Here is a 15851-nt window from a genome sequence, read left to right on the forward strand (position 1 = left end):
AAGGCCAATTTCTGCGTTGCGCTGCATCTCGAAGTCGCTGCGGCGTACATAAGTACGCCTCACGCCGCTGAGATTTGCGCGCCGTAACTTGAGCTTTCTACGAAACCGTCTGGTTTTTGACTTTTTACCGCTTCATCAAACTTGGTCAGGTAAGCCATCGTGCAGGGAGCCCGGCCGCGTGGCATTGCCCCCTGGCAAACCCGACGCCTGGCGGCCCCCCTGCCTGGCGCCGTAAAGAGGAGCCGAGGCCGACATGGGTTTTTTCAGTGGCATCGTTTACAACCTGAGGGGGTTGATGCTGGGCCTGCGAACCCCCCGGCTTTTGATCCTGGGACTGGTGCGCCTGGCGGCCGTGCTGGTTTTGACCGTCGCCGCCGCGAGCCTGGTGCTGGTATACCATGACGAGATCCTGGCCCTGATCTGGACGCGCCCCGCCAGTATGTGGCTGATCTGGCTGTGGCATCTTTTTTCTTGGCTGTTGGGGTTGCTCTTGCTGGGGGTGTCGGCGCTGGCGGCCTACATCGTTTCCCAGATCCTCTTCAGCGTGGTCATCATGGACGCCATGTCCCGCCTGACGGAGGTCCGGGTGCGCGGCGCGGCCCGCGAGCCCACCCAGCGGCCGCTTTTTAGCCATTTTTTCCACCTGCTGCGCCAGGAGATCCCGCGCAGCGTTTTCCCGGTGGTGCTCACCCTGGTCTTGACCGTCCTGGCCTGGTTGACCCCCCTGGGTCCGGTCTTGACGGTGGCCGCCCCGCTGGTGGCGGGCGCCTTTCTCGCCTGGGATGCCACCGACCTTGTACCGGCGCGCCGGCTGCTGCCCTTCGGGGAGCGGTTTCGCCTCTTCCTGCGGGCACTGCCCTTCCACCTGGGCTTCGGCCTGCTGTTTTTGGTCCCGCTGCTGAATGTCCTGGTGCTCTCGTTTGCACCCGTCGGGGGCACCCTCTATTTCCTCGACCGCGACGATGCCGACCGAGAACGATGACGCCCGCAAGACCTGCCCAAGGGTGTGCGCATGCCCGAGCTGCCTGAAGTGCAAACCATAGTGGACGACCTGCTGGCGGCCGGCCTGCCCGGCGCGGCCGTCACGGCCGTTGCGGTCTACTGGCCGCGCAGCGTGGCCGGCCTGAATGTTTGCGAATTCACCGAACGCCTCAGCGGCCGGCGGATCAGCGGCATCCGGCGCCGGGGCAAGTTCATCGTCTTCGACCTCGCCCCAGACTTGCACCTCCTGGTTCACCTGCGCATGAGCGGCCGGCTGCTGCTGATGGCCGGCGGGGGCGAGCTCTCCCCCCACCAGCACGTGATCATCGCCCTGGACGACGGCCGAGAGCTGCGCTTCCACGATCCGCGCAAGTTCGGGCGCATGTACCTGGTGGCGAAGGCCGGTGAGCGGTTGGGCCGATTGGGCCCCGAGCCGCTGGCGCGGGGCTTCACCGCCCGCCGCCTGGCCGAGGGTCTGGGCGGGCGCAAGCGCAGCCTTAAACCCCTCCTGCTGGACCAGAGCTTCATCGCCGGGCTCGGCAACATCTACGTCGACGAGGCCCTCTGGGACGCCCGCCTGCATCCCTGCCGCCGTTCGGACTCCCTGGCCGCAGACGAGGTCGTCGCCCTGCACCGCGCCATCCGCAAGGTGCTGCGGCGGGGGCTGCGCAACAACGGCACCTCCCTGGGCGCCGGCCAGTCCAATTTCAACTCCATTGGGGAAAAGCCGGGCAGCAACCGCGAAGCCCTGAGGGTCTTCCGGCGCACCGGTCTGGCCTGCCCCCGCTGCCGCAGCCCCATCGCCCGCATCATCGTCGGCCAGCGCAGCACCCACATCTGCCCGCGCTGCCAAACCGCGCCATAGCGACCGTGAAGCGTCGGGAGCTTCCGGCACAAGGCCTTTAGGGGCGGGGCGCAGGCCCCCGCCCGGGGGTCTTTCAGACGGTGAGAAGCTGCAGGCGTCCGGTCAACTGGGCGAAGCGCTCGGCCGAGAGTTCCTCCCACGGGGTGACGGGGTTGAACTGAAAGGTCGATTTGATGTCGGGGGCAAAGACCTTGCCGGATTTTAGCAGCGGCCTTTTGAGCAGAAATTTGAATTCAGCGCCCAAGTCCAGCAGCAGGTCCAGGTCGTCGCTGTCCTCCAGGAGCGCCACCACCTCGACGTTGCGGATGCGGCCGTAGCCCTTCAGGTGGCGGCGGCCCTGCCGATCGGCAAAGATCTGGACAACCGCGTCCTCCAGCGGCGCCGCCTGATCGGAATCGTTTACCAGCCAGGCCCGCTCCACAATATAGTCGCCCTCGTCAAAGGGAATCCAGTCATCCATTTCAGCTGATCCTTCCGCTCGCATCTGCGTTTAAAACTATTGACTTTAATTTCAGCAAAATAGACAAAAGAGAAGTCGGTGTCAAGCCGACGGACAGTAAGCGGCCGCGGTTCGGGCGGCGCGCCGTAAAAAAACCCGGGAGTTCTGAAAGGCAGTGGGGGGCAGCGAAAATGGCATCCAACCCAAACCCGCCGGAGCAGGTGACCGCGACGGCCCATGGCGTGACCTGGGACCTGACCGGGTTTTTCCCGTCCTTGGACGGCCCCGAGATGCGGCGCTTCAAAACGGCCCTGACCGCGGACATCACCTCCCTGGCCCGCGAAGCGGAGGCGCTGGGGCCCCTGGAGCAGGCAAGCGCCGATGCCTGGGAGACGATCGTGCTGGCCGCCGAAGAGGTCCAAAGCCGCCTGGCGCACCTTTCGGCCTACCTCGACTGTCTGACGGCGGCCCACGCCGGGGACGAGGCCTATGCCCGCGAGCGCGCAGCAATCGCCCGCCTGTGGGCCGAGTTTGAAAAGTGCGATGTCGCCCTGCTGGGGGCCTTCAAACCGGTGGAACCCGCGCTTTTCGAGGCCTTCATCGCCCGTGCCAAACTCAAGCCGGTGGCCCACGCCCTGGGCCGGGTGCGCCAGCGGGCGGCCTTCAGCATGTCCAGCGCCGAAGAGATCCTGGCCGCCGATCTCGGCGTCGACGGCCTCGACGCCTGGGGGCGGCTCTACGACGGGATCACCGGCAAGCTGAGCTTCGAGTTTGTCGACAAAAGCGGCCAAACCGAACGCCGCCCGATTGCCCAGTGGCGCAGCCTGATGTCGGACCCCAACCGGGCCATCGGGCAGGCGGCGTTTGCCGGCGGCAACCGGGCCTGGGCCGGCATCGCCGACGTCTGCGCAGCGGCCCTGAACGCCATCGCCGGCACGCGCCTGACCTTAAACCGCCACCGCGGGATCGCCGATTTCCTCGACCGCGCCCTCTTCCAGGCCGGCATCCGGCGCGACACCCTGGAGGCCATGTACACGGCCATCCACGGCCGGATCGACACCGCGCGCGCGATCCTGCGGGCCAAGGCCGGATTCATGGACCGCACGGGCATCTGGTTCTTCGAGCGCGAAGCCCCCCTGCCGCTGGCGGACACAGGCCTCTACAGCTGGTCGCAGGCCGCCGCCAAGGTGGCGGCGTCTTTTGCCAGGGGCTACCCCGATCTGGGCGCCTACTTTCGCAGTATGCTGAACGCGCGCTGGATAGAGGCCGAAGCGCGCCCCGGCAAGCGCCCCGGCGCCTTCTGCACCGACTCTCCGCTGACCGGGGAGCAGCGGATCTTCATGACCTTCGGCGGCACCCTGGGCAACATCACCACCCTGGCCCATGAGGTCGGCCACGCCTGGCACAGCCACCTGCTGCGCGACCTGCGGCCCCTGGCCCGGCACTACCCCATGACCCTAGCCGAAACCGCCTCCATTTTTGCCGAAAGCCTGCTGGCCGAAGGCATCCACCGCGACCCGCAGATTCCCCCGAAGCAGAAGCTGCTGATGCTGGACGAAGCCCTCTCGGGGGCGGCGGTCCTGCTGCTGGACATCACCACCCGTTTCGAGTTTGAAAAGGCCTTCTACGCGGAGCGCGGCCGTGGCGAGGTGTCGGTTTCGCGCCTGAAGGCGCTGATGTGCGACACCCAGCGCCGGATTTACGGCGACAGTCTCCTGGCCGACGGTGTCGACCCCTATTTCTGGGCTTCCAAGCTGCACTTTTACATCACCGAAACCAGCTTCTACAACTTCCCCTACACCTTCGGCTTCCTGTTGGCCCGCGCCCTGACCGCCCTTTTCCGCAGCGAGGGCCGCGACTTTCTGCCCCGCTACGAAAATTTTCTGAAGGCCACCGGCAGCGACACGGTGGAGAACGTCTGCCGGGCGACCCTGGGGCTGGAGCTGGGCGCGCCGGCGTTCTGGGAGGCGGCCATCGACAGCCTGAAGGCGCCCCTGACGCGCTACCGGCGACTGCTGGCCGAGGCCCGCGCAGCCGGCCCGCAAGGTTGAGCCGGACGGCGGCGGGTCACGCAGCGGGCGCCGCCCACCGCGGCCCCGCCCATCCGCACAAAGGAGGTTTACAATGGTCCAACTCACCTGGTACAGTCACGCCTGCTTCCAGCTGGAAACGCAGCGGACGAAGCTTTTGATCGATCCGTTTTTCACCGGCAATCCGCTCGCGCCGATCCCGGCCGCGGCGGCCGCGGCCGATTATATCCTGGTCTCCCACGGCCACGGGGACCATATCGGCGACACCGTCGAAATCGCCCGGCGCACCGGGGCGACCGTGATCTCCAACTATGAAATCCAGACCTGGCTGGCCCGCCAGGGTTTGGAAAAGCTTCACCCCCAGCACATCGGGGGCGGCTTCGACTACCCCTGGGGCCGGGTCAAGCTGACCATCGCCCAGCACGGCTCGATGCTTCCCGACGGCAGCTATGGCGGCGCCCCGTGCGGCTTCCTGTTTTACATCGAGGGCCGCAAAATCTACCACGCCTGCGACACGGGCCTGTTTTACGACATGAAGCTGATCGGGGAGGAAGGCATCGACCTGGCGATTCTGCCCATCGGGGATAATTTCACCATGGGGCCGGCCGACGCCCTGCGGGCGGTGAAGCTGATCGCCCCCAAACGGGTGGTGCCGATCCACTACGACACCTTCGAGGTCATACGGCAGGACCCCGAGCTGTGGGCGGCCCAGGTGGCGCGCGAAACCAGCGCCCGGGTCACGGTGATGCGGCCGGGGGAGCGGATCACGCTCTGAGACCCTCCCCGGCCCGGAGGTGCGGGTCCGGGAAAAAACACATCAGGGGAAAGGAGAAATCGATGGAAGACTGCGTTTTCTGCAAGATCGTGGCGGGAGCCCTGCCCTGCGTCAAGATCTACGAGGATGAGCGGGTGCTGGCATTTGCCGACATCAACCCGATTGCCCAGGGCCACACCCTCCTGATTCCCAAAACGCACGCCGAAAACATCTGGGAGATCAGCGCTGAGGACATCGGCGCCGTCGCCCGCGCCGCGCGCAAGGTGGCCGCCGCCATCCGCAAGGCCCTCAACCCGATGGGCGTCGCCGCCCTGCAGCTCAACGGCCGCGGCGTCGACCAGTTGGTGATGCACTACCACCTGCACCTGGTGCCGCGGGCCGCCGACGGACCGCCCCTGCCCGTTACCAGCTGGACCATGACTCCCGGCGACATGGCGGCCATCGCCAAGACCGCCGAGCGCATCGCCGCGGCCCTGGACTAGCCCCCATCGGCGCCGCCGGCGAGTGGCCGAGTGTCGGTCGGCGTCGGGCCGGGGGCGCCTGAGGCGGCCACCAGACGGTTGATGACGATCCGGTGGGACTTGGCGAAGGCCGCGATCCGGCCGGGGTCAAAACCCCCCGCGCGGTAGGTGCGCCGGAAATCGGGCTGGTCCAGCAGAGTCAGGATGAAGGTCAGGTGGCCGCTGTAGCCGGTTTCATCCAGCCGCTGCAGCTGCTGCACGGTGTTCTGCGCCAGGACCACGGCGGCGCGGTGAACGGTTGGGCCGGTGGCGCCGCACGGCCGCAGTGAATAGAGCTGGCGGCAGCTGAACGGCCGCAGGGGGTAGATCCGGCAGTTGTCGCGGCCGTCCAGAAAGGGGCAGCGTGCCGCCCGGCCGTTTTCCTTGAGCCGCCGGTTCTCGGCGATCTTCCCGGAGAGCGCGACCCGCTGGGAGCGCGGCCGGGCCGCCAGCCAGGCCCGGATGAGGCAGCCCTCCAGGGTCAGGATGTCCAGCGGTCCGTGGTGGGTGCAGCAGAAGGCGCAGCCCGCGCGGCAGACGGCCCCCTGCTTGAACCCCTGCGCCGCGGCTTCGTAAGCCGCATAAATTTCGGTCAAGCGCCTCTGTTTCTGCGTCCACATCCTTCCCTGCCCCAGGCCCGGCTGACCGGCCCCTGAAGATTGACAGTTCCGTAAAAAGGCCAATTTCTGCGTTGCGCTGCATCTCGAAGTCGCTGCGGCGTACATAAAGTACGCCTCACGCCGCTGAGATTTGCGCGCCTTGAACTTGACCTTTTTACGAAACTGTCTGGATTTTGACTTTTTATTGATTCATCAAGATTGGCGGTTCCGCAAAAAGCCCAATCTCTGCCTTGCGCTGCATCTCGAAGTCGCTGCGGCGTACATAAGTAGGCCTCACGCCGCTGAGATTTGCGCGCCGTAGCTTGAACTTTTTTCGAAATCGTCTGGTTTTTGACTTTTTGCCGCTTCATCAAGATCAGCGTTGCTAATCGAATTTGACCGCGCTGAAGCGCATCAGCTTACTCCAGTTGTGGTGGGATTCGATGTAGCGGACCGTTCCGGTCTTGGCGCGCAGCACCAGGGAGTGGGTCACCGCGCCGCTGCCGGTGAAATCCACCCCGCGCAGGAAGGTGCCCCCCGAAATCCCGGTGGCAGCGAAGAAGACATCCTCACTGGCGACCAGCCTGCGGACGTCCAGAATTTCGCTCAGGTCCAGGCCGGCGGCCGCCAGGGCCGCTTTTTCGGCGGGGCTCTGGGGGTCCAGCCGGCAGAGCATCTCGCCGCCTACCGCCCGGATGGCGCAGGCGGCCAAGACCCCCTCGGGGGTGCCGCCGGTGCCTATCATCACGTTCACCACCGAATTGGGATCCACCGCCATCAAAGCCCCGGCCACGTCCCCGTCGGTGTGCAGTTGAATCCGGGCACCGGCCTGGCGGATGCGGGCGATCAACTCGCGGTGGCGGGGCTTGTCCAGAACGAACACCACCAGGTCGTCGACGTCCTTGCCCAGCGCGCGGGCGACGTTTCGCAGGTTGTCCTCCACGGGCGCATCCAGGTCGATCCGCTCCCGTGCCGCGGCCGGCACCACCAGCTTCTGCATGTAATAGCTGGGCCCGGGGTCGAACATCGTCCCCGCCGGGGAGACGCCCACCACCGAAATGGCGTTGGGGCGCCCCAGGGCCAGCAGGTTGGTGCCCTCCACCGGGTCCACGGCCACATCCACTTGCGGGCCCCGGCCGCTGCCGAGCTTCTCGCCGTTGAAGAGCATCGGGGCCTGGTCTTTCTGACCCTCGCCGATGATGACGGTGCCGTCGATCTCCAGGGCGTTGAAGGAAAGCCGCATGGCATCCACGGCCGCCGCATCCCCCTCTTTTTTGGCGCCTTTGCCCAGCCAGCGGGCCGAGGCCAGCGCGGCGACCTCGGTCACCCGCACCAGGTCCAGGGCCAGGTTGCGTTGGGGTGACTCCATCCTGCCTCCCAGTCTGCCGCCGCTGGGGCGGTCAGGGCGCCAGCGCCTCCAAGAGCGCCGGCCAATCCTCGACGGTCTCGCCGTCGGCAGTTTTCTCGAAGCTGAAGCGCTTTTCGACATGCGCTTTGGCTGCGGCCAGCAGCCCGGCCGAGCCCACCACGGCAAATGGCCGGACCCCGTGGGCGGCCAGGTGCTTGAAGGTGGCTTCGCCGCGGTTGCGCAGGACGACCGTCTGGGGCAGGCCGCTATCGGTCAACCACTTCTCGTTGACCAGGGCGCCCAGCGGACTTTCCAGATAGATCAAGCGGAAGCGCCGGCTGAGACTTTCCAGGGCCGCCGCGCCGCCCTCGCGCAGCCTCTGGTCCAGCGGATGGCTTCGCAGGGCGGCGTCGATCTCCACCACCACAACTTTTTCATCCGGTTTTAGAACCAGCAGGCGGCCGCTGTCCTGGAAATTGCGCCAGCGGGCCGCGAGGCGCAGCTCACCCGCGGCGCCCGGCGTGTATTTGAGATAGCCCCGGCCGTCGGCGCCGGTCAGAATCTCGCCCAGCGCGCGTTCGTCCAGATGGAGTTGAACCCGCGTCCCGCCTTCGGGAAAGCCGAAACGCCGGGTTTCCACCTCTATAAACACCGCGCACCCCACGGCGGTGACGCGGTCGTAAACCCTTACGCCGGCATCCGCGGCCGGGGCCGTGACCCAGAGGGCGGCCAGCAAGGCCAAGAGCACCCGGCCGATCATGGCCATGGCCCGGGGCGCCTCAAGCCGGACCGGTTTGAAAGCGCTCTTGCGGCCGGCCACAGCGGCCCCCCGGCTGCCCGGCACCAGTTGACCCCTCATGACAGTTCCCTTGGCCGCATCCTCATCCCCCCCGGCGGCCGCGGCGCGCCATTCAGCCCCAGGCCCCCCGACCACGTTCACTTCAACCATTCGCTGAGCGCCCCGGAAGTCCTGGTGAGGCGGTAGCGGATGAAGGCGTTTAAGCAGACCATGGCCCGCTGGGCGGTCAGAAAAGTGGGGACCCCGCCCGCGTCCAGGATCTGGCCGAACTTGTTGTAGACCGCATCCGCCCCCGAAACCACGTTGACCGACACCACCGTGGGTTTGCGGTGGCGGTGGACCAGCCGCACGATCCGCGCGGCGATGTTCTCGCGGTTGCGGTCGATCTCGTCATCGGTGGTGTGGATGACGATGCTGTGGGGTACGATGGAAATGAACAGGGCGTCCACCGCATCCGATCCCAGGAGCGTGTCGATGCAGCGCTCGTAGACGTCCTCGCCGGCCATGGGGGTCAGGTCCAGCAGGGATTCGACCGCCACCAGCGGCGGCAGGATGGCCCGCAGGCGCGCCGCGGTTTGCGGTTCGAACTGGGCCACCTCCAGGCCGCCGAGATTGTCGGCAGCGTATGTTTTTTCGTAGCCGGCGTTGGCGACGATAGCCAGCCGGTTGCCGCGCACCTCGAAGTCGTTGAGGAGCGCGAAGGTCTTGATGAAGTCGCCGTGGTCGAGCATCGTGTCGGTCACGATCAGGCCGGCCTGCTTCAGGGCCGCCTTGGCCACCGCGTACTCGCCGGCGATGCTGGCGGTGTGGGATTCGGTGGCCCGCCGGCCGGCCTCGGTGCGCCCGGCCTTGTAGACGATCACCGGTTTGGTGCAGCGGCGCGCGGTGTTGAAAAACTTGCGACCGCCGCCTTTTTTGAAGCCTTCGATGTAACAGCCGATCACATCCACGGCGGGGTCCCCCTCCAGGTAGGCGATCAGGTCGGCGGGGTCCACGTCCAGCTGGTTGCCGTAGCTGACGATGACCTTGGGGGAGATGGCATGCCGCAGGTTGTAGATTTCGGTGATGCCCAGAGCGCCGCTCTGGCTGAGGATCGCGACGTTTTTGGGCTTGGCCAGGTTCAGGCGGAATTTTTCCTCGGGCACGAAAAAGGTGTTCAGTCCGGGGGCGTCGTCGTCCCCGCTGTAGACGATGCCCAGGCAGTTGGGGCCAATGATGCGGATCCCGTTGCGGTGAGCGATGGCCAGGAGCTGGGCCTCGATGTCGGCGTTCTTGCGGGTCTCGCTGAAGCCGCCGGGAATCAGGATCACCGCCCGGACCCCCTTTTCGGCGCAGGCGGCCATCACCGGCACGGTGTTTTCGGCCGGCACTGCCACCACGGCCAGCTCCACCCGGGCGGGGATGTCGGCCAGCGATGGGCTGATGGGCAGCCGCCGCTCCCCGAAATCCAGGCGGCCCCCTTTGGGATTGACGGCGCAGACATCGCTGCGCTTCATCTGCAGCAGGTTGCGCACGATGATGTTGCCGGAGGTGGCCGGGTCCGTGGCGCTGACGCCGATGACCGCGATGCCCTGGGGCTCGAAAAAGGGGGTCAAGGCGCCTTCGGGCGCGGCCAGGCTGGTGATCGTTTCGGCCGCCCGAGGGGCGAAGGCGGCGAAGCCGTCCAGGGCCATGAAGCGCCCCGCGGCTGCGAAGACGAAGGGGTTGATCTCGAACTCGCGGAGCACGAAGCGCGTGCCATGGTCGAAAAAATTGGAAAAACCGACGGCCAGGCGGCTCAGTTTGAGGCCGGCCTCCACGATTTTGGCGACGTAATCGGTGTGCCCCTCGGCCAGATATTTTTTCTGAATGGCGGTGGAGTTGAGCAGCGCCTGGGCCCACTGTCGGTCGATGGGGGCCAGGATCAGGTTGGGTGGCGAGAAGTTCTCGGCGAAGTGCTCGGCATCGGACCCGCCCTTGCTGAAGGAAATCACCGGCCCGAAGGCGTCGCTTTCACGAAACCCCAGCAGGACCTCGTTGCCCAAGTCCTTGGCGTAGTCCTCCCAGGCCGCCAGCAGGATCCCGTCGGGCAGATGCCCCCGGGCCTGGAGTTCGTCCCACATGCGCTGGAAACTGTAGCGGATGAAGTCCAGGTCCTTGTGGACGATGCGCACCCCGCCGGCCTTGAGCTTGTGGGTGATGTCGGGGGCGGCGACCTTGAGCACCACCCGCGGGCTGGGCAAGCGCGCCAGGACTTCGGGGGTGATTTGGGCCGCCTTGCGCACGAAGACGTGGGCCGGGGTGGCGATCCCCAACTTCGCCAGGATGCGGTAGACCTCGTGCTCGTAGAGGACCTGACGTCCGCGCAGGTAAACCCGGCCGAGCAGGGAATCGATGGCCTTCAAAAGGGCGGGGTTGAGCGTCTCGGGCATATGGGGCCTCTTGGGGAATTGCGCAAACGGCACAATTTCGGGGCCGATCAGTACTTTGGCGCCTGGCGCACGAACCAGTCGATCAACCGGCCGGCGATGCTGCCCCAGCCCGGCACCGGCGGCAGGGATTGCGCCCGAAACCAGCCCGCATGGCTGATCTCACGGCCGTCGGCGCGGATCACGCCGCCGGCGTATTCGGCCGTAAAGGCCACCATCAGGGAACTGGAATAGGGCCAGGGCTGGCTGCCGAAGTAGGCGATCCGGTCGACCCGGATACCGGCCTCCTCCATCACCTCGCGCCGCAGGCAGGCCTCCAGGGTTTCGCCCGCCTCCACGTAGCCCGCAACGACGCTGTAGCGGCCGGCCGCCATGCCGCGGCGGCGCACCAGCAGGAGTTCCTCACCCTTGACGACGGCCACGATGATGCAGGGGTTGATGCGCGGGTAAACCGTCAGATCGCAGCCTCGACACAGGCGGGCGCGCTCATCGGGCTTGTCCTGCAGCGGCCCCCCGCAGCGGCTGCAGAAATGGTGGCGGCGGCGCCAGTCGAGGATCTGATAGGCGTATCCCGCAGCCTGGTGGAGTTCGTCGGGCAGATCCCCGAAAAGACTGCGCACGGAGCGAAACGCCATCCCGGCGGGCATCCCCGCCCCGTTGGTCAGCGCGGCCGCATAGGCCGGGTCCCCGTTCAGCCGGCCAAGGCCCTGGGGAGTGGTCAGCCCGGGCAGCCCCCCCCCAAAATCGACCTGTCGGGGAATCGCCGCGCCGCCACCGCGCAGGTCGACCAGGAGCTTGTTTTCCCGGAAGAGAAACCACCAGGCCCGATCGGTGGCCTGGATTCCGGCAATAAAGGCGGGTTCAAAGGGCATTTCGGGCCCCCTTCGGCCAGCACGCGCCAACCCGGGGGCGGCTGCCGGCCGGATAGCGGTTTTCAAGAGTTGCTGAAAGTGTTATAAAAATCAGGACGGGATGCCTTTCAACCGTTCAACTGCCGGCCGCACACCTGGCGCCCGGGGGGCGTCGACGCCCCCCGGTGACGCGATAAGGGAGTCGTCCATGGACCAGCGCGAGCTTTTATCCGAATCCCTGGCCGAGGAAGTACTCACCGACATGGCCGAAAACTTCTTCGGCACCCGCACCCAACTGGAGCGCCGGATCGACCGGCTGTATGCCCACTCCCGGCGCCTGCATCAAAAAGCCCGCCGGGTGGCCAGCGCCGCGGCCCTGCTGCGCCGGCTGCTGCTCGACGAGGTGGAAACCCGCAGCCTGGGCAAGGCCCTGGGCGCGGCCCTGGACGAATTCGCGGCCGCGCCGCCGCCGAGCCCGCCGCCCCACTGGCCCTTCGCCCTGACCCGCCGCGGGGTTTTCACCCAGCTGGTCCTGGACGCCTACGGCGATTTGCATGCCGTCCGGGAGGAATACATGCTGGGCCGCTATATCCCGGACCCCGAGATCAAAGGCCGGATGCGGGTGACCGTCAACTACGCCAGTTTACGGAAATTCTGCGACCGTTTGAACGCGGATATCGACCGTGTCAACCGTCAGGCGTCGCCCTCGCAGCTATTGCAGTACGTCAAGCGCTTCGATGTGATCCAAGAGGAGCGGGCCAATATTCTCGGGTCCGGCTTCGACGGCAAAACCGCCCTGATCGATCAGCGCATGGCATTTGAAAAGATCGATTTCGATGCGCTGGGCCTGCCCGTCTTCCCCACCCTTCCGCCTGTTGCAAAGGCCCAGGCCCCCATCAAAAAATTCTGCCGGGACCTGTACCGGCGACGCCCGGCGGAAATTGTGGAGATGATGCGCACCTTGAGGGGCGGCGGCTAATCCGCTGCGCCGACCAGCGCGGACTCAGTTCTTGATATAGCCCCACTCCACCAGCCGCCGGTGGGCGTGTTGGGCCTTCTCCCCCTGTCGGACCACCTGCAGATAGCGGTAGTAATTCTCGGCAGCCTCCTTGCGGCGCTGCATGCCTTCCAATGCGTACCCCTTGAAAAAGCTGATGTTGGGATTGCCGCTGAGCAGCCTGTCGTAGCGGGTGAAGGCCTTATAAGCCCCCTCGTAGTCCTTGCTCGCAAGCCGCGCATAGCCGCCCAGATAGTGGGCCTGGGCCTCCGCCGGATAGACCTGCTGGGCCGATTCCGCGTAGCGGGCGCCCTCGACATACTTCTTCTGGACCAGTTGGCATTTGGCCATCAGCACGAGACCGGCATAGTCCCCGGGGGCCGCCCGCAGGGCCGAGCGGAACTGAGTTTCGGCAGCGCTGTAATTCTGGGCGCCCATCTCCTTTTCGCCGTTCTGCATGGCCTCGATGGCGCCCCGGATCGCCCGCAGGCCGGCGGTGTGGTCCATGTAGCGCTCGCGGTAGAGGGGTTGCCCGCCGGCGTAGCGGTACTGGCCCCCGGCCATCGCCAGGGCGGTCTGGTAGCGTTCGGTGCTCATGGGGTGGGTTGAAAAGAGCAGCGCGGTGGCGCTTGCATGGCCTTTGGAGAGTGTGTTGAGCATGTTCATCAGGCCGACGAAGCCCTCGCTGCCGTACCCCGCCCGGGCCAGGTATTCCATCCCGAGGGCGTCGGCCTGGCGTTCGTTGTCGCGGCTGTAGGAGGCCAGCAGCGCCCCGGCACCGAGCATTCCCAGCTGCGAGGTCAGCTCCCCCAGGGCGGAGCTCTGGGTGCCGGCGACAATCGCCAGCCCCCCCACCAGGCTTTGGGTCAGCATCCCCTTGGACATCTGCTCGGCGGTGTGGCGGGCGTTGACGTGCCCCAGCTCATGGCCCAGCAGGGCGGCCAACTCGGCCTCGTTCTGCAGTTTGAGAAGAATGCCGCGGGTGGCGGCGATGCTACCGCCGGGAAAGGCGTAGGCATTGACGTAGGTGGCGTTGACGCAGCGGAAGGAATAGGGCATCTGCGGGCGATGGGTGTGGGTCGCCAATTTCAGACCGGTCTGGTGGATGTAGCGGTTGAGGGCCGCGTCCTGGACGGCGCCGTAATCGGACGAAAACTGGTAGGGGGAATTCTGGCGGTCCAGCTGAATCTCCTGGTCCTCGGAGACCAGCATCAACTGGGAGCGGCCCGTCACCGGGTTGACCGCGCATCCGGTCAAGAGTCCGCCCGCCGCCAGCGCGGACAAGCGGATGAACTGCCGTCGGCTGAGCACCGCCGTCAGCGGGCGCCCGCCTCCTGTGGTCACCATGTCAAACGCCTCCTGATCTTGGCGATACTGAAATCGACGCCCTGCCCACTGACCGATTCCCAGGGAAATAGGTGCGATCGGTTTTTTTATATCATAAAAAAGCCCTCGGCGGGTGTCAACCGCCATGGCCAAAGGCGTCGGCGGTGAACACCTCATTTTGAGATTTGACTCTTAATTGGATTGCACTCCCGGGGAAATGGGATTAAAATCGTTTCGGAAATCTGAAAACCGGACCGGCACCGCCGGGTGCCGGCCGATCACCGGTGAGGGGGAGGTGAAGCCATGGCGCATCTAACTATCGAAGCGGCGATTGAAGCCGTCAAAGCGGGCAAAATGGTCATCCTGGTGGATGACGAAGATCGGGAGAACGAGGGCGACCTGATGATGGCCGCCGAAAAGGTGACCCCCCAGGCGATCAATTTCATGGCCCGCTACGGCCGCGGCCTGATCTGCCTGCCCATGACCGGCGCCAAGCTCGACGCGCTCGACCTGCCCCTGATGGTCGGCCACAACACCTCGCAATTCAAAACCGGGTTCACCGTCTCCATCGAGGCCCGCCGCGGAGTGACCACCGGCATTTCGGCCGCCGACCGGGCCCACACGATCCTGACGGCCGTGGCCGGCAACGCGCGCCCGGAAGACCTGGTGCGGCCGGGCCACGTTTTTCCACTGCGCGCCCGCAACGGGGGGGTCATGGTGCGCGCCGGGCAGACCGAAGGGGCGGTGGACCTGGCGCGCCTGGCGGGACTGAAGCCCGCCGGGGTGATCTGCGAAATCATGGATGAGGACGGCAGCATGGCGCGCATGCCGGCCCTGGATAAATTCAGCGAGGCGCACGGCATCGGGATCTGCACCATCGCCGACCTGATCGAATACCGCATGGGGACCGAATCTTTCGTGCGCCGCGCGGCGGAATCGGTCATCCCCACGCTTTACGGCGGGGAATTCAAGATCATCGTCTATGAAAACATCGTGGACAATTTCCAGCACATCGCCCTGGTCAAAGGCACCATCGACCCCGACAGCCCGGTGCTGGTGCGGGTGCACTCGGAGTGTTTCACCGGCGACATCTTAAGCTCCCTGCGCTGCGACTGCGGCGATCAGCTGCACAAGGCCATGGCCATGATGGAAGAGGCTGGCGCCGGCGTGCTGCTCTACGTGCGTCAGGAGGGGCGCGGCATCGGGCTGGTGAACAAGCTCAAGGCGTATGTTCTGCAGAACGAGGGCTTCGACACGGTGGAGGCCAACCAGGAGCTGGGCTTCAAGGCCGACCTGCGCAACTACGGGATCGGCGCCCAGGTCCTGGTGGACCTGGGGGTGCGCAAAATGCGGCTGATCACCAACAACCCCAAAAAGATCGTCGGCCTGGAGGGCTACGGCCTGAGCGTTGTGGAGCAGGTACCGATCGAGATCAGACCCAACACCTACAACCGCTGCTACCTGGAGTGTAAGAAACTCAAAATGGGGCACCTGCTGAACATCGACACCACCTGACGCCGGGGCGGCGGCGGCAGGCTCACGGCGCGGCGGGCAGCGCCTCCCGGCCGGTGAGCGCCTGCCATTTGGCGTCGGTCAGCTCTCCCAGGCGAAAGCCGGCGCTGCCGCCGTGTCGCCGCCGGAAAGCCTCCAGCAAGCGCGGTTCGTCCCGCAACGGCACCACCGCCGGCCCCATCGGCCCCACCACGTCGGAGCCCGCCACCCAGATCAGCACATGGGCGTCCAGCTGTTCACCCGAAAAATACTCCCGCACCACCGCTCGCCGGAGCGCGTCGGCCGGCACCCCCAAGAAATACTCGGGGTGCAGCCAGGAGCGGATCATGCAGCCGGCGCTGCAGAAATAAAAGGTACGCCCGTCCGTGAGTTGAATGGCGCAGGAAAAACGGGGGTATTTGACCACCTTCATGGCGCAGAG

The 15851-nt window shown here is 66.1% G+C and carries 15 protein-coding genes; 7 read left to right on the top strand and 8 right to left on the bottom strand.

The genetic code is table 11. From position 1 onward, the window contains the following. Positions 1-253: 253 nt before the first annotated feature. Positions 254-982 carry an EI24 domain-containing protein gene (locus LJE63_12455; protein MCG6907417.1) on the top strand — a complete coding sequence of 243 codons (729 nt, stop codon included), beginning with the start codon at positions 254-256 and terminating at the stop codon, positions 980-982. Between the two features lie 30 nt (positions 983-1012). After that, positions 1013-1846, top strand: a complete 834-nt coding sequence (mutM, locus tag LJE63_12460; protein ID MCG6907418.1) for a bifunctional DNA-formamidopyrimidine glycosylase/DNA-(apurinic or apyrimidinic site) lyase — start codon at positions 1013-1015, stop codon at positions 1844-1846. A gap of 73 nt (positions 1847-1919) precedes the next feature. On the opposite strand, the gene LJE63_12465 is transcribed toward mutM, so the two are convergent. Then, positions 1920-2306: a hypothetical protein gene (locus LJE63_12465; GenBank protein MCG6907419.1), complete on the bottom strand. Its 387-nt coding sequence runs from the start codon at positions 2304-2306 to the stop codon at positions 1920-1922. A 170-nt stretch (positions 2307-2476) separates the two neighbouring features. Between LJE63_12465 and LJE63_12470 the strand changes: the two genes are divergently transcribed. From LJE63_12470 to LJE63_12480, 3 genes are all read left to right on the top strand, one after another. Next, positions 2477-4336: a M3 family oligoendopeptidase gene (locus tag LJE63_12470; GenBank protein MCG6907420.1), complete on the top strand. Its 1860-nt coding sequence runs from the start codon at positions 2477-2479 to the stop codon at positions 4334-4336. Positions 4337-4409: 73 nt separating this feature from the next. Beyond that, entirely contained in the window at positions 4410-5090 is a 681-nt protein-coding gene (locus tag LJE63_12475) for a metal-dependent hydrolase (protein ID MCG6907421.1), read from the top strand. 62 nt (positions 5091-5152) lie between these two features. Continuing rightward, complete coding sequence (locus LJE63_12480) at positions 5153-5572, top strand: HIT domain-containing protein (protein ID MCG6907422.1); 420 nt, start codon at positions 5153-5155, stop codon at positions 5570-5572. On the opposite strand, the gene LJE63_12485 is transcribed toward LJE63_12480, so the two are convergent. From LJE63_12485 to nudC, 5 genes are all read right to left on the bottom strand, one after another. After that, on the bottom strand, positions 5569-6186 hold the full coding sequence (locus LJE63_12485) for a YkgJ family cysteine cluster protein (GenBank protein MCG6907423.1): 618 nt from the start codon (positions 6184-6186) through the stop codon (positions 5569-5571). The genes LJE63_12480 and LJE63_12485 overlap by 4 nt on opposite strands. 388 nt (positions 6187-6574) lie before the next feature. Beyond that, positions 6575-7558, bottom strand: a complete 984-nt coding sequence (gene glpX / locus LJE63_12490) for a class II fructose-bisphosphatase (GenBank protein ID MCG6907424.1) — start codon at positions 7556-7558, stop codon at positions 6575-6577. A gap of 31 nt (positions 7559-7589) precedes the next feature. After that, positions 7590-8396, bottom strand: coding sequence for a hypothetical protein (locus LJE63_12495; GenBank protein ID MCG6907425.1), 807 nt, complete (start codon positions 8394-8396; stop codon positions 7590-7592). Between the two features lie 77 nt (positions 8397-8473). Continuing rightward, positions 8474-10747, bottom strand: a complete 2274-nt coding sequence (locus LJE63_12500; protein ID MCG6907426.1) for an acetate--CoA ligase family protein — start codon at positions 10745-10747, stop codon at positions 8474-8476. A 47-nt stretch (positions 10748-10794) separates the two neighbouring features. After that, entirely contained in the window at positions 10795-11616 is an 822-nt protein-coding gene (gene nudC, locus LJE63_12505) for an NAD(+) diphosphatase (protein MCG6907427.1), read from the bottom strand. Between the two features lie 187 nt (positions 11617-11803). Here nudC and LJE63_12510 point away from each other — a divergent pair, with 187 nt between their 5' ends. Then, on the top strand, positions 11804-12574 hold the full coding sequence (locus tag LJE63_12510) for a hypothetical protein (GenBank protein MCG6907428.1): 771 nt from the start codon (positions 11804-11806) through the stop codon (positions 12572-12574). Between the two features lie 24 nt (positions 12575-12598). Here the strand turns inward: LJE63_12510 and LJE63_12515 are convergent, their stop codons facing one another. Beyond that, the gene (locus LJE63_12515; protein ID MCG6907429.1) at positions 12599-13939 is read right to left on the bottom strand and encodes a M48 family metalloprotease; all 1341 of its coding nucleotides are present in this window, start codon (positions 13937-13939) and stop codon (positions 12599-12601) included. Positions 13940-14221: 282 nt separating this feature from the next. Between LJE63_12515 and LJE63_12520 the strand changes: the two genes are divergently transcribed. Then, a complete protein-coding gene (locus LJE63_12520) occupies positions 14222-15433 on the top strand; it encodes a bifunctional 3,4-dihydroxy-2-butanone-4-phosphate synthase/GTP cyclohydrolase II (GenBank protein ID MCG6907430.1) in 1212 nt (403 codons plus the stop codon). 22 nt (positions 15434-15455) lie between these two features. On the opposite strand, the gene LJE63_12525 is transcribed toward LJE63_12520, so the two are convergent. Further along, positions 15456-15851: nitrous oxide reductase accessory protein NosL (locus LJE63_12525; GenBank protein ID MCG6907431.1), on the bottom strand; the 396-nt coding region annotated here is incomplete at its 5' end.

The sequence above is a fragment of the Desulfobacteraceae bacterium genome (assembly GCA_022340425.1).
GTDB lineage: Bacteria > Desulfobacterota > Desulfobacteria > Desulfobacterales > JAABRJ01 > JAABRJ01.

What these genes read in the sequence shown, in the direction of transcription:
- LJE63_12510 (MCG6907428.1), top strand. Translation starts at nt 11,804, where the DNA reads ATGGACCAGCGCGAGCTTTTATCCGAATCCCTGGCCGAGGAAGTACTC.
- nudC (MCG6907427.1), bottom strand. Translation starts at nt 11,616, where the DNA reads ATGCCCTTTGAACCCGCCTTTATTGCCGGAATCCAGGCCACCGATCGG.
- LJE63_12500 (MCG6907426.1), bottom strand. Translation starts at nt 10,747, where the DNA reads ATGCCCGAGACGCTCAACCCCGCCCTTTTGAAGGCCATCGATTCCCTG.
- LJE63_12465 (MCG6907419.1), bottom strand. Translation starts at nt 2,306, where the DNA reads ATGGATGACTGGATTCCCTTTGACGAGGGCGACTATATTGTGGAGCGG.
- glpX (MCG6907424.1), bottom strand. Translation starts at nt 7,558, where the DNA reads ATGGAGTCACCCCAACGCAACCTGGCCCTGGACCTGGTGCGGGTGACC.
- LJE63_12455 (MCG6907417.1), top strand. Translation starts at nt 254, where the DNA reads ATGGGTTTTTTCAGTGGCATCGTTTACAACCTGAGGGGGTTGATGCTG.
- LJE63_12470 (MCG6907420.1), top strand. Translation starts at nt 2,477, where the DNA reads ATGGCATCCAACCCAAACCCGCCGGAGCAGGTGACCGCGACGGCCCAT.
- LJE63_12480 (MCG6907422.1), top strand. Translation starts at nt 5,153, where the DNA reads ATGGAAGACTGCGTTTTCTGCAAGATCGTGGCGGGAGCCCTGCCCTGC.
- LJE63_12520 (MCG6907430.1), top strand. Translation starts at nt 14,222, where the DNA reads ATGGCGCATCTAACTATCGAAGCGGCGATTGAAGCCGTCAAAGCGGGC.
- mutM (MCG6907418.1), top strand. Translation starts at nt 1,013, where the DNA reads ATGCCCGAGCTGCCTGAAGTGCAAACCATAGTGGACGACCTGCTGGCG.
- LJE63_12495 (MCG6907425.1), bottom strand. Translation starts at nt 8,396, where the DNA reads ATGAGGGGTCAACTGGTGCCGGGCAGCCGGGGGGCCGCTGTGGCCGGC.
- LJE63_12475 (MCG6907421.1), top strand. Translation starts at nt 4,410, where the DNA reads ATGGTCCAACTCACCTGGTACAGTCACGCCTGCTTCCAGCTGGAAACG.
- LJE63_12515 (MCG6907429.1), bottom strand. Translation starts at nt 13,939, where the DNA reads ATGGTGACCACAGGAGGCGGGCGCCCGCTGACGGCGGTGCTCAGCCGA.